This is a genomic window from Pseudomonas sp. GW704-F2 (genome assembly GCF_059423025.1).
On record NZ_JBWKXO010000021.1, the window covers coordinates 1 to 12,211 of the forward strand.

The 12,211-nt window shown below is 61.8% G+C and carries 12 protein-coding genes; 1 reads left to right on the plus strand and 11 read right to left on the minus strand.

The genetic code is table 11. From position 1 onward, the window contains the following. Window positions 1–62: 62 nt before the first annotated feature. From AC07W0_RS18235 to arcD (AC07W0_RS18255), 5 genes are all read right to left on the minus strand, one after another. On the minus strand, window positions 63–425 hold the full coding sequence (locus AC07W0_RS18235; RefSeq protein ID WP_102617895.1) for a DUF5064 family protein: 363 nt from the start codon (window positions 423–425) through the stop codon (window positions 63–65). Window positions 426–443: 18 nt separating this feature from the next. Then, complete coding sequence (gene arcC / locus AC07W0_RS18240; RefSeq protein ID WP_017847146.1) at window positions 444–1,373, minus strand: carbamate kinase; 930 nt, start codon at window positions 1,371–1,373, stop codon at window positions 444–446. A gap of 185 nt (window positions 1,374–1,558) precedes the next feature. Further along, window positions 1,559–2,569, minus strand: a complete 1,011-nt coding sequence (locus AC07W0_RS18245; protein WP_017847147.1) for an ornithine carbamoyltransferase — start codon at window positions 2,567–2,569, stop codon at window positions 1,559–1,561. 69 nt (window positions 2,570–2,638) lie between these two features. After that, the gene (gene arcA / locus AC07W0_RS18250; protein ID WP_017847148.1) at window positions 2,639–3,895 is read right to left on the minus strand and encodes an arginine deiminase; all 1,257 of its coding nucleotides are present in this window, start codon (window positions 3,893–3,895) and stop codon (window positions 2,639–2,641) included. Between the two features lie 24 nt (window positions 3,896–3,919). Beyond that, complete coding sequence (gene arcD / locus AC07W0_RS18255; protein ID WP_026140052.1) at window positions 3,920–5,347, minus strand: arginine-ornithine antiporter; 1,428 nt, start codon at window positions 5,345–5,347, stop codon at window positions 3,920–3,922. A 440-nt stretch (window positions 5,348–5,787) separates the two neighbouring features. On the opposite strand from arcD (AC07W0_RS18255), the gene arcD (AC07W0_RS18260) reads away from it, so the two are divergent. Next, window positions 5,788–7,215 (plus strand): arginine-ornithine antiporter, encoded by a 1,428-nt coding sequence (gene arcD / locus AC07W0_RS18260; protein WP_017847150.1) that lies wholly within the window; start codon window positions 5,788–5,790, stop codon window positions 7,213–7,215. Between the two features lie 59 nt (window positions 7,216–7,274). Here arcD (AC07W0_RS18260) and AC07W0_RS18265 read toward each other — a convergent pair whose 3' ends face one another. The 6 genes from AC07W0_RS18265 to AC07W0_RS18290 form a co-directional block, all read right to left on the minus strand. Continuing rightward, a complete protein-coding gene (locus AC07W0_RS18265; RefSeq protein ID WP_102617894.1) occupies window positions 7,275–8,624 on the minus strand; it encodes a CoA transferase in 1,350 nt (449 codons plus the stop codon). Window positions 8,625–8,664: 40 nt separating this feature from the next. Beyond that, window positions 8,665–10,008: a sensor histidine kinase gene (locus tag AC07W0_RS18270; protein ID WP_102617893.1), complete on the minus strand. Its 1,344-nt coding sequence runs from the start codon at window positions 10,006–10,008 to the stop codon at window positions 8,665–8,667. Window positions 10,009–10,075: 67 nt separating this feature from the next. Beyond that, window positions 10,076–10,543, minus strand: a complete 468-nt coding sequence (locus AC07W0_RS18275; protein WP_046490095.1) for an LTXXQ domain protein — start codon at window positions 10,541–10,543, stop codon at window positions 10,076–10,078. Between the two features lie 169 nt (window positions 10,544–10,712). Further along, a complete protein-coding gene (locus tag AC07W0_RS18280) occupies window positions 10,713–11,390 on the minus strand; it encodes a response regulator transcription factor (protein ID WP_046382270.1) in 678 nt (225 codons plus the stop codon). A 7-nt stretch (window positions 11,391–11,397) separates the two neighbouring features. Beyond that, complete coding sequence (locus AC07W0_RS18285; protein WP_102617892.1) at window positions 11,398–11,805, minus strand: SH3 domain-containing protein; 408 nt, start codon at window positions 11,803–11,805, stop codon at window positions 11,398–11,400. Between the two features lie 106 nt (window positions 11,806–11,911). Continuing rightward, window positions 11,912–12,211 (minus strand): YciI family protein, encoded by a 300-nt coding sequence (locus AC07W0_RS18290; RefSeq protein WP_017847156.1) that lies wholly within the window; start codon window positions 12,209–12,211, stop codon window positions 11,912–11,914.

Consider the following 12,211-nt stretch of genomic DNA (forward strand, 5'->3'; position numbering starts at 1 on the left):
GATCAAAAATGGGGGAGGGGCGGTGCGACGATTCGACTTGCCCCTCCCACATTTGGACCGAGTTATGCGAGGTGTTCGGGGTTGACGGGGTCGCCGGGCTTCACATTCAACTGATGCCGCACATCTTCGAACATCAAGTCGTACTGCTTGTGCATCTCGCCATTGAGTGTCGCGATCTTCGGCATCCCGTACTTCTGCGCGATATTCATCGCGTGCCGGGCAAAGTCGAAGGCCTGGTCCTTGGGCAGGAAGAATTCTTCCTTGAGGTCCTTGCCCTCCACAGAACCATGCAGGGTGAACAGCATCCCCTGGCCTTCCTTGGGGTGCTGGCTGATTTCATAGTCGATGCACAGGTTGTAGCTGTAGTCGCTGTCGTTCAGCGCGTGGCGTTCGATGTGCAAGTGCCCGGGTTCAAAGGTAGCCATAGGCATTTCTCCTCAACTTCACAGATAACGGATGCCAGGGGTCGCTGTGCTGACACGGGTGCCGGCGGTGCCCTGGACGATGGCTTCGATGTCCGAGAGTGAACCGATCACTGCGGTTTTGCCAGTCTGGCGGGCGAACTCGCAGGCCGCTTGGACCTTGGGCCCCATGGAACCGGCGGCGAAACCGAGTTTTTCCATGTCGTCCGGGTGGGCCTGGCTGATAGCCTTCTGGGTGGGTTTGCCGTAGTCGATGAACGCCGCGTTGACGTCGGTGGCGATCACCAGCAAATCGGCTTCCAGTTGCGAAGCCAGCAGCGATGAGCACAGGTCTTTGTCGATGACTGCTTCAATGCCGCGCAGTTTGCCGTCTTCGCCATACATCGTCGGGATACCGCCACCGCCGGCGCAGATCACGATGCTGCCTTTCTCCAGCAGCCATTGGATCGGGCGAATTTCAAAGATGCGTTTCGGCCGCGGGCTGGCCACCACGCGGCGGTATTTATCGCCATCCGGGGCAATGGTCCAGCCTTTCTCAGCGGCGAGTTTCTCGGCTTCGGCCTGGGAGTACACCGGGCCGATCGGTTTGCTGGGTTTTTTGAAGGCCGGGTCGTTGGCGTCCACTTCGACCTGGGTGAGCAGGGTGGCAAACGGGACTTCGAAGTCCAGCAGGTTGCCCAGTTCCTGTTCGATGATGTAACCGATCATGCCTTCGGTTTCGGCACCGAGCACGTCCAGCGGGTACGGCGAGACGCTGGTGTAGGCTGCTGCCTGCAACGACAGCAGGCCGACTTGCGGGCCGTTACCATGGGCGATCACCAGCTCGTTGCCGGAATGGATCTTGGCAATCTGTTCGGTGGCGATTCGGATATTGGCGCGTTGGTTGTCCGCTGTCATGGGTTCACCACGGCGGAGCAGGGCGTTACCGCCCAGTGCAACGACGATACGCATAATGCAATCCTTCTAGAGTTCAGCGTGTGAACACAGGACTAAGTGTGGGAGGGCGCTTACTCCCGATGGCGGGCTAACATTCAATACTTGTGTCGACTGATACACCGCTATCGGGGGCAAGTCGAATCGTCGCACCGCCCCTCCCACATTTTGACCGTGTTCCTACAGTAGACGTTGTGTCGAAATCAGATATCCGCCAACGCCGACACCAGGATCGCCTTGATGGTATGCATGCGGTTTTCCGCCTGTTCAAAGGCAATGTTGGCCGGGGATTCAAACACCTCTTCGGTCACTTCCACGCCATTGGCCAGGTTCGGATAACGCGTGGCGATGTCCTTGCCGACCTTGGTTTCGCTGTTATGGAACGCCGGCAGGCAGTGCATGAACTTCACCCGGGGGTTGCCCGAGGCTTTCATCATCTTGGCGTTGACCTGGTACGGCAGCAGTTGCTCGATACGCTCGTCCCACGCTTCCACTGGCTCACCCATGGACACCCAGATATCGGTGTGGATGAAGTCCACGCCCTTCACCGCCTCAAGAGGGTCTTCGGTGATGGTGATGCGCGCGCCGCTTTCTTCGGCAAAGGCCTGGCACTGTTTGATGAAGTCTTCGTGGGGCCACAGGGCTTTCGGCGCGCCGATACGCACGTCCATGCCCAGCTTGGCGCCGATCATCAGCAGCGAGTTGCCCATGTTGTAGCGCGCGTCGCCCAGGTAGGCGTAGCTGATGTCATGCAGCGGCTTGTCGCTGTGTTCGCGCATGGTCAGGGTGTCGGCGATCATTTGGGTCGGGTGGAATTCGGCGGTCAGGCCGTTGAACACCGGCACACCGGCGAACTTGGCCAGTTCTTCGACGATTTCCTGCTCGAAGCCACGGTATTCAATGGCATCGAACATCCGACCGAGGACGCGGGCGGTGTCTTTCATGCTTTCTTTGTGGCCGATCTGCGACGACACCGGGTCGATGTAGGTGACGTGGGCACCCTGGTCGTGGGCCGCGACTTCGAAGGCGCAGCGGGTGCGGGTCGAGGTTTTTTCGAAGATCAGCGCGATGTTCTTGCCCTTGAGGTGCGCGCGCTCGGTGCCGGTGTATTTGGCGCGTTTGAGGTCGCGGGACAGGTCCAGCAGGTAGTGCAGCTCGCGGTTGGTGTGGTGCATCAGCGACAGCAGGCTGCGGTTGCGCATGTTGAAAGCCATGGTGGATCTCCTTGTGTTCAGGTTATCCCCTTGGCCGACGCCTTGTGGGCGGCGGCCAAGGCCTGGAAATTAATAGTCGATAGGGTCGCGGATGATCGGGCAGGTCATGCAGTGGCCGCCGCCACGGCCACGGCCGAGTTCACCGGCACTGATGGTGATGACTTCCACGCCGGACTTGCGCAGCAGGGTGTTGGTGTAGGTGTTGCGGTCGTAGCCGATCACCACGCCAGGCTCCAGGGCCACGACGTTGTTGCCGTCATCCCACTGCTCGCGCTCGGCGGCGAAGCTGTTGCCGCCGGTTTCGACCACACGCAGGGTTTTGAGCTTGAGGGCGGTGGCGACCACGTCGAGGAAGCTTGCGTCTTCACGGCGCACATCGATGCCACCGGGCTTGCTGTCGTCCGGGCGCAGGCTGAAGGCGACGATCTGGCTGACCACTTCGGGGAAGATGGTGACCAGGTCGCGGTCGCAGAAGCTGAACACGGTATCCAAGTGCATCGCCGCGCGGGATTTCGGCAGGCCGGCGACGATGACGCGCTCGACGGCTTTGTGCTTGAACAGGTTCAGCGCCAGTTGGCCGATGGCCTGGCGCGACGAACGCTCGCCCATGCCGATCAACACCACGCCGTTGCCGAGCGGCATGACGTCGCCGCCTTCGAGGGTGGCGTTGCCATGGTCCTGGTCCGGGTCGCCGTACCAGATCTGGAAGTCGGCGTTGGTGAACTCGGGGTGGAATTTGTAGATGGCGCTGGCCAGCAGGGTTTCCTGGCGTCGCGCCGGCCAGTACATCGGGTTCAGCGTCACGCCGCCAAAGATCCAGCAGGTGGTGTCGCGGGTGAACTGGGTGTTCGGCAGCGGCGGCAGGATGAAGCTGGAGTGGCCGAGGAAATCGCGGAACATCTCGATGGTCTTGCCACCGAAGCTGTCCGGCAGGTCATCGGCCGACACGCCGCCGATCAGGAACTCGGCGATTTTGCGCGGCTCCAGGCTGCGCAGCCACGAGCCGACTTCGTTGATCAGGCCGAGGCCGACCTGGTTGGCGGTGATCTTGCGTTCCAGAATCCAGTCCAGGGCTTCGGGGATGGCGACGATATCGGTCAACAGGTTGTGCATTTCCAGCACATCGATGTCCCGTTCGCGCATCTTGGTGACAAAGTCGAAATGGTCGCGCTTGGCCTGGGCCACCCACAGCACATCATCGAACAGCAGTTCATCGCAGTTGTTGGGGGTCAGCCGCTGGTGGGCCAAACCTGGGGAGCACACCATGACTTTACGCAGTTTGCCGGCTTCGGAATGTACGCCGTACTTCACTTTTTCCGTGGTCATTACAGATCCTCCAGTGAGCAACAATTACATAGTCAGGAAGCCGGCGTAGAGGCCATAGGCAGCCACCAGGGCGCCAACGACCACCGCAGCGAAAATCAGCTTCTCGACGTTGGTGAAAATCGGTTTGCCCAGTTCATGCTTGGCCTTGGCGAACAGGATCGCGCCAGGGGCATAGAGCAGGGCGGAGAGCAGCAGGTATTTGGTACCGCCGGCGTAGAGCAGCCAGACCGCATAGATCAGCGCGATCGCGCCGATGATCAGGTCCTTTCTGCGCTCGGCCGGGGCGTTTTCGTAGGTCTCGCCACGTACCGCCAGCAGCAGCGCATAAGCTGCCGACCACAGGTAAGGCACCAGGATCATCGAGGTGGCGAGGTAGATCAGCGACAGGTACGTGCTGGCGGAAAACAGGGTAATCACCAGGAACACCTGGACCAGAGCGTTGGTCAGCCACAGGGCATTGGCCGGCACGTGGTTGGCGTTCTCGCGGCGCAGGAACTCCGGCATGGTGTGGTCCTTGGCGGCGGCGAACATGATCTCCGCACACAGCAACACCCACGACAGCAGCGCGCCGAGCAGCGAGATGACCAGGCCGACGCTGATCAACACGGCGCCCCAGTGGCCCACGACGTGCTCCAGCACGGCAGCCATCGACGGGTTCTGCAGCTTGGCCAGTTCCGGTTGGGTCATGATGCCCAGGGACAGCACGTTGACCAGCATCAGGAACAGCAGCACGGTGATAAAGCCGATCACAGTGGCCTTGCCCACGTCGCTGCGTTTTTCGGCCCGCGCCGAGAAGATGCTTGCGCCTTCGATGCCGATGAACACCCACACGGTGACCAGCATCATGTTGCGCACTTGGTTCATCACGCTGCCCAGGTCCGGGTTTTTCAGGCCCCAGATGTCAGCGGTGAAGATGTCCAGCTTGAACGCGAATACGGCGATCAGCACGAACAGCACCAGCGGCACGACCTTGGCGACGGTGGTCACCAGGTTGATGAACGCCGCTTCCTTGATCCCGCGCAATACCAGGAAATGCACGGCCCACAGCAGCACCGAAGCGCCAATCACCGCGGCCGGGGTGTTGCCCTCGCCAAAGATCGGGAAGAAGTAGCCGAGGGTGCTGAACAAGAGCACGAAGTAGCCGACGTTGCCCAGCCAGGCGCTGATCCAGTAACCCCAGGCGGACGAGAAGCCCATGTAGTCGCCGAAGCCGGCCTTGGCGTAGGCATATACGCCGCCGTCGAGATCGGGTTTGCGGTTAGCCAGGGTCTGGAACACAAACGCCAGGGTCAACATGCCTACAGCCGTAATCACCCAGCCAATCAGGACGGCGCCGACATCGGCGCTGGCCGCCATGTTTTGCGGCAGAGAGAAGATCCCGCCGCCAATCATTGAACCCACGACAAGTGCAACCAGTGCGCCAAGTCGAAGTTTTCCGGCAGATTCAGACATTGCATGACTCCAATGCAGGAGAAGAGAGACCACAGAATAATTCCGTGCGCTAATCAAACAGCTGACTTAGATCACATCATTGGCACATTCCATTGTGAATTAATGACTTAGAGTGAAAATGCCGTGCGCGCGATAGTGCCGCCAAGGCGCTCGTCGTAGAGCCTCTATGCGCTTTTTTATTATTAAGGTTTCCTGATTGCCGGGACGTTTCAAGCTAGTCCCTTTTGGTGAATGTGCAAACTTTTTCCGGGCCGGCTTGGCAAGACGCTCAAAACCTTAAAGTTCAATACTTATTTAATTTATAAATTTGACTAAACTCTGTTTTTTGACATGCCTTTGGGTTATTAGAGCCTGCGCTTTATTCGCGATATCTGATAAACGCTAACGCGCCTGCGTAAATTAGTTGAGTACACGGTGGTTCTTTTAATTCTGGAGAATTCATGTCGCAATCGTCTGAAAAGCTTCGACTCAGCGCCTTGATCGCCCTGGTGGTGGGCTCCATGATTGGCGGCGGGATTTTTTCCCTGCCACAAAACATGGCCGCGCGCGCGGAAGTCGGCGCGGTATTGATCGGCTGGGCGATCACCGCCGTGGGCATGCTGACCCTGGCATTTGTGTTCCAGACCCTGGCCAACCGCAAACCCGAACTGGATTCCGGGGTGTATGCCTACGCCAAGGCCGGTTTCGGCGACTACATGGGCTTCTCGTCCGCCTGGGGTTACTGGATCAGTGCGTGGATGGGCAACGTCGGTTACTTCGTGTTGCTGTTCAGCACCCTTGGCTATTTTTTTCCGGTATTCGGTGAGGGCAATACGCCTGTGGCCATCGGCTGCGCCTCGATGTTGCTGTGGGCCGTGCATTTTCTGGTGATGCGCGGGATCAAGGAGGCGGCGTTCATCAACCAGATCACCACCGTGGCCAAGCTCGTGCCGCTGTTGATGTTCGTGGTCATCGCCGGCGTGGCGTTCAAGGCCGATGTCTTCACCGCCGACATCTGGGGCCTGGGCAAGCCGCATTTCGGCAGTGTGATGAATCAAGTGCGCAACATGATGCTGGTCACGGTGTTCGTGTTCATTGGCATCGAGGGCGCCAGCGTGTACTCGGCGCGGGCGCAGAAGCGCTCGGACGTGGGCCGGGCCACGGTGATCGGGTTTCTCGGTGTGCTGGCGTTGCTGGTGCTGGTGAACCTGCTGTCCCTGGGGATCATGAGCCAGGCGGAACTGGCGCAATTGCAGAACCCGTCCCTGGCCGGCGTGCTGGAGCACATCGTCGGTCCCTGGGGCGCGCTGCTGATCAGCATCGGTTTGGCGGTATCGCTGCTGGGCGCGTTGTTGTCATGGGCGCTGCTCTGCGCGGAAATCCTCTACGCCACGGCCCATGACAAGACCATGCCGGCCTTCCTGAAAAAGGAAAACGCCAATCAGGTGCCGGTCAATGCGCTGTGGCTGACCAATGTGATGATCCAGATATTCCTGGTGATCACGCTGTTTTCCGAAAGCACCTACACCACCCTGATTTACCTGGCTTCATCCATGATCCTGGTGCCTTACCTGTGGTCGGCAGCCTACGCGGTGTTGTTGAGCGGGCGCGGGGAAACCTACGAAGGCGCCCAGCGCCAGCGTCTGAAAGATCTGCTGGTGGGCCTGATTGCATTGGGCTACGCAGTGTGGCTGCTGTACGCCGGGGGGCTGAAGTATTTGCTGCTGTCGGCGTTGCTATATGCGCCGGGCGTGGTGCTGTTTGCCCTGGCCAAGCGCGAGCAGGGCCTGCCGTTGTTTACCCATGTGGAAAAAGGCATTTTCGCCTGTGTGATTGCGGGCGCGGGGCTGGCGGCGTATGGGCTGTATAGCGGGGTGTTGTCGTTATGAGCTGGGTGGCTTGATCGTGTGGGCCTCATCGCGGGCACGCCCGCGATGGCGGTCTCAGGTCACCAGCGAGGCCGGTGCGACCCCAATTCCCCTGCCGGCAAATCCCACTGCAACGGTGTGCCGCTGATGGTCAGCGGCGCGAGCAATCGGTGCGCCGGTCCCCAGGCGGTTTGCTCCACCACCAGCCCCTGGTCTTCGAGGGCTTCGGCCCGCAATGCCGGTTGCTCCGGAACCGGCCCGGCCTCCATCAAGCATTTTGCCGTGCGCGCCAACGATAATCGCGCCGAGCCGCCACGGCCGGACGCCAAGCGCTCGCGCAGGGCCAGGATCGCGCTGGCCGCCATCAAGTAGCCGGTGGCGTGATCCAGCGCCTGCAACGGTAGCGGCACAGGTTCATTCGTGTGTTTCCAGGCCATGCCCGCGTCGGCGATGCCGCAGCTCATCTGCACCAGACTGTCGAAGCCCCGGCGGTTACGCCACGGGCCGCTCCAGCCATAGGCGTTGAGGCTCACGTCGATCAGGCCGGGGGCGAGCTGTTGCAATGCGCTGGCGGTGTAGCCCAATTGCTCGAGGGCATCGGCGCGGTAACCGTGGAACAGGATGTCGGTGTCTTTGAGCAACCCTTCGAAAACCTGGCGGTCTGCGGCGGTTTTCAGGTCCAGGCGCGCACAGCGTTTGCCCAGGGTCATTTCCGGCACCACGCCCGGCTCGTTCCAGGTCGGCGAGTCGATGCGCAGCACGTCCGCGCCCAGCCCGGCGAGAAAACGACTGGCCACGGGGCCGGCCAGCACGCGGGTCAGGTCCAGCACTTTGATGCCGGCCAGCGGGCGAGCCGCCGCGCCGCGCCAGAGCCTGTTGGCGGTGGGTTCAAAGGTTTGGCGCTGAACCAGGTGCTCGGCATTCACCGCCAAGCCTTGGGGATGTTGCTGCCAGGCCTGCCACGACCGCATCTGCGCGGCACAACCGCCGGCATCGACAATCGCCTGCTCCAGCTCGGCAGCGTTCCACGCGACGACCTTGCTCGCCATCTCGGCACGGTCAGCGACGTGGCCCAGCACCCGCTCGGCAGCAGCACGGTGATGCGGCGCGTTGGTGTGCAAGCGAATCCAGCCGTCGGCGCTGGCATAGTCACCGGCCACCGGGTCCCACAGTGGCGGTACTTGCCAGCCTGTGGGGCGGATCGAAGACGAGAACCAGAAAGACGCGAGGCGTCGGTCCACGCTCACGCTGGGCAAGCGCCCGGTCTGTTGCAGGATGAGTTGGGCAACTGCCTGGCCGGCGGCGCCGATGCTGGCGCAGGCCAGGTCGCTCACGGCGAAGATCGACGGCAGGGCGCCGGCCCCGGTCGAGGTCAGCGGGGTGCGCGGTAGATCGAGTGCGGCTTGGATGGGAGTCAGCAGGTCAGTCATCGAAGGCCCTCCATAAGAGAAGGGCCACTATAGAAGATCATCACACCGGTGTGACAACTCCCGGCGTCAATGGCAGCTCGATGCTGGCGCTGAAACCGCCGTCGGGATGATTGGCCAGGATCAGGTTGCCGCCATGCCGTTCCGCTGCGCGCCGTGCAATCGCCAGGCCCAGGCCGTGGCCCTGCGCCGTTTGGCCGGGGGCGCGGTAGAACGGCTCGCCCAGTTGGCTCAGGTGCTCGGCTTCGACGCCGGGGCCGTGGTCGCGCACGCTGATCAGAATGCGTTCGCCCAGGCGGCGCGCCTGCAACTCGATCGGTTGGCCGGGCGGGTTGAAGCGCTGGGCATTGCGCAACAGGTTATCCACGGCGCGTTCGATCATGGTCGGCCAGCCTTTGAGGCGCAGGTCGGGATCGGCGCTCAGTTGCACCACTTGGTCTGGCGCGCTGAGTTGGGCGTCCTTTTGCAGGGTCTTGAGCAGCGGGATGAGGTCGACGTCTTCGGCACTGGCGTTGTCGGCATCGACCCGGGCCAGCACCAGGATTTCGCTGATCAGCGCTTCCAGGCGGTCGCACTCGCGGGTCAGGCGCGGCCAGAGTCTTTCCCGTTCCTCGGGGCCGGCCCGTTCGGCCAGGGCCAGGGCGATACGCAGGCGGGCCAGGGGCGAGCGCAGTTCGTGGGACACGTCTCGCAGCAGCTGGCGCTGGCTGCCGATCAGGCTCTGCAAGCGTGCGCCCATGCGGTTGAAGTCGGTGGCGAGTACGCCGAACTCATCGCGGCGGTTGGCCAGTTGCGCCAGGCTGTTCTGCTGGTAGGTGGCCTGGCCGAGGTCGTGTACCGCGCCACGCAGGCGGCTTAAGGGGCGGGTGATGGACAGTGTCACCAGCAGGCTGAACAGGGTCAGCACCACCAGGGCAATCGCCAATGCGCTCAACGGCCACATCAGGCTGCTGCGATGCCAGGCGTCCAGCTCCGGGTGGGGGATGCGATAGATCAGCAGGTAGGTGTCGCCGGTCTTTTCGCTGGTGTACTCGGCGGTCAGGCGCCGCCAGGGCAGGTGGCCGTCCTTGCTGTCGTTCTGCCGGGCTTCGAAGGCGGCGGCGCGGCGCGGAAAGGTGCCGCGTACCACGGGCTCGCCGCTTTCGTTGAGTACTTGCACGTCAATGTGATACTGACGCTTGCGCTGTTGCAGCAAGTCTTGGGCGGCGTCCTCGCCCTGGGCTTCGTAGAGTTGGGTCCACTCTTCGGCCAGGTTATTGAGGCCGGGGTGGCGGCTGAGAATCCAGGCGTCCTGGTTGAGCATATGCCCAAGCAGGATCGACAGCCCGGCAACCAAGGCGATAGCCAGCCAGAAACTGGCCAGGATGCGCCAGAACAATGAACGCACAGGAAACCCTCAAACAGGAAAAGCCCAGCGGCGTGAACCGCTGGGCTGGGGCAGTGAAGCTAACGCATTATTGCGCTTTTTGCGGCTGCTGCGCTTTCCAGGCCTGGAATTCCTTCCATTCGGCGCGGCGTTGTTCCTGTTTCTTGACGATCTCGTCGAATTTCTTCTGCTGGTCAGGCTTGAGTACGGCACGGATATCGGCCTGGGTTTTCTGCTTGCCGGCGGCGATTTCATCTTGCATGGCTTTCTGGTCAGCAGCCGGGAGTTTGTCCAGGTACTTTTTGACCAGGTCTTTGCGAGCCTGCCATTGGCCACCCATCAGCTTGCCAATTTGCTCGCGCTGTTCCTTGCTCAAGTCCAGCTGGCTGAGCGGGCCACCTTTGCCACGCGGACCGTGTTCACCGCCGTGGCCCGGGCCACCCATCATCATGTGGCCTTCTGGGCCGCCCATCGGGCCTGGGCCTTCGGGCATTGCCGCCATGGCAACGGTGGGCAGGGCAGCGGCGAACATCAGAGCGATTAGGGTCTTGCGCATGGTGATTCTCCTGTCTCTATTCCGGTGAGTCCGGATGTGAGTAGATTACGGAGATCAAGGTCAGCGGCGGTCAGGTGTGGGTAAAGCTTGGGTAAAGAGGGTTTTGGCGGCGCCTGACAAAACCCTTGGGAACGAGCAGATCAACAGTGGGATCAGTGTGGCGCGGGGTTCAGAGGCTGTAGTAGTAGCCGCGGCTGCGCAGCGCCACGATCCGTGGCCGGCCATCCGGGTGCGGGCCGATCTTCTTGCGCAGGTTGCTGACGTGCATGTCGAGGCTGCGATCGTAGAGGGTCAGCTTGCGGCCGAGGGCGATCTGCGCCAGTTCCTGTTTATCCAGCGGTTCGCCGGGCTGGCGCAGCAAGGCTTCGAGCAGGCGGCTTTCGGAGACGGTGAGGGTGAATTCCTGATTGTCGATGCTGACCACGCCGCGCACCGGGCTGAAGCACAGGTCGCCCAGTTCGAGCTGGGTCGACACGGCAGCCGGGTGGCTGCGACGCAGCACCGCGCGCAGGCGGGCAGTCAGTTCCCGCGGGTCACAGGGCTTGGCCAGGTAATCGTCGGCGCCCAGTTCCAGGCCGAGGATGCGGTCCAGCGGCTCGCCCCGGGCCGACAGCATCAGCACCGGCAACTCCGGATGGTCGTTGCGCAATTGCTTGAGCAGCTCCAGGCCGCTGCCGTCGGGCAACATCACGTCGAGCACCACGGCCGCCGGGGCGCTGTCGGCCAAGGCTTTGCGGGCGCTCAAGCCGTCGTGGCAGGCGCGCACCTGGAAGCCTTCCTGGCCCAACCAACTGGTCAGCAGCTCACAGAGCTCCTGGTCATCATCTATCAGTAACAGCTCGCTCATGACTCACTCAATTTAGCCATTGTCGACGGCGACGGTGCCCACCGCTGGCGAAGATCCCGCACAGCAAGGCGATCAGCGCGACGGCCGCGCCGGTGACAAACCACTGCTGCTGTTCGGTCAGCCATCGGGTCAAGCCGCCGCCCTGTGCCTCTTTGAGTTGCTGGGCCAGGCGTTGGTTCTCTTGGCGCAAGCGACTCAACTGGGCACTTTCACGCGCAGCCTCCGTGGTTTGCAGTTGCTTGCTCAGTTCTTCACGCAGCCGTTCGCTTTCTTTCAAGCGTTGCTGCAATTCGGTGATCTGGCTGCCGGCGCTCAAGGACAGGGGCGTAGAACTGCCGGTGCTTGAGGTTTCTTCAGCGTGGGCCGTAGCCCCGATCATTAACACTGCCAACAGACACAACTGACGTAAGCGCATCGGAACTCCTGATTCCACACGAATATTCAGAACGTTGTCGGCAGGTTACCCAGAATAATGAGCAATTAGGAGTGCGCCGAACCGAATTGGTTCGGCGCAACCGGGGTCAAGGCAGGACTTGCTTGAACGGTTTGATCACCACGTCCGCGTAGACGCCGGCCGCTACATACGGGTCAGCCTTGGCCCAGGCCTGGGCATCGACCAGGGACGCGAACTCGGCAACGATCAGGCTACCGGTGAAACCGGCGTCGCCCGGGTCGTTGCTGTCGATCGCCGGGAGCGGGCCGGCCAACACGATGCGGCCTTCGGCCTGCAGTACTTTCAGGCGCTCGACGTGGGCCGGGCGCGCGGAGAGGCGTTTTTCCAGCGAGTTGGCAACGTCGGTGGCAATGATGGCGTAGAGCAT

What these genes read in the sequence shown, in the direction of transcription:
- AC07W0_RS18235 (WP_102617895.1), bottom strand. Translation starts at nt 425, where the DNA reads ATGGCTACCTTTGAACCCGGGCACTTGCACATCGAACGCCACGCGCTG.
- arcC (WP_017847146.1), bottom strand. Translation starts at nt 1,373, where the DNA reads ATGCGTATCGTCGTTGCACTGGGCGGTAACGCCCTGCTCCGCCGTGGT.
- AC07W0_RS18245 (WP_017847147.1), bottom strand. Translation starts at nt 2,569, where the DNA reads ATGGCTTTCAACATGCGCAACCGCAGCCTGCTGTCGCTGATGCACCAC.
- arcA (WP_017847148.1), bottom strand. Translation starts at nt 3,895, where the DNA reads ATGACCACGGAAAAAGTGAAGTACGGCGTACATTCCGAAGCCGGCAAA.
- arcD (WP_026140052.1), bottom strand. Translation starts at nt 5,347, where the DNA reads ATGTCTGAATCTGCCGGAAAACTTCGACTTGGCGCACTGGTTGCACTT.
- arcD (WP_017847150.1), top strand. Translation starts at nt 5,788, where the DNA reads ATGTCGCAATCGTCTGAAAAGCTTCGACTCAGCGCCTTGATCGCCCTG.
- AC07W0_RS18265 (WP_102617894.1), bottom strand. Translation starts at nt 8,624, where the DNA reads ATGACTGACCTGCTGACTCCCATCCAAGCCGCACTCGATCTACCGCGC.
- AC07W0_RS18275 (WP_046490095.1), bottom strand. Translation starts at nt 10,543, where the DNA reads ATGCGCAAGACCCTAATCGCTCTGATGTTCGCCGCTGCCCTGCCCACC.
- AC07W0_RS18280 (WP_046382270.1), bottom strand. Translation starts at nt 11,390, where the DNA reads ATGAGCGAGCTGTTACTGATAGATGATGACCAGGAGCTCTGTGAGCTG.
- AC07W0_RS18285 (WP_102617892.1), bottom strand. Translation starts at nt 11,805, where the DNA reads ATGCGCTTACGTCAGTTGTGTCTGTTGGCAGTGTTAATGATCGGGGCT.
- AC07W0_RS18290 (WP_017847156.1), bottom strand. Translation starts at nt 12,211, where the DNA reads ATGCTCTACGCCATCATTGCCACCGACGTTGCCAACTCGCTGGAAAAA.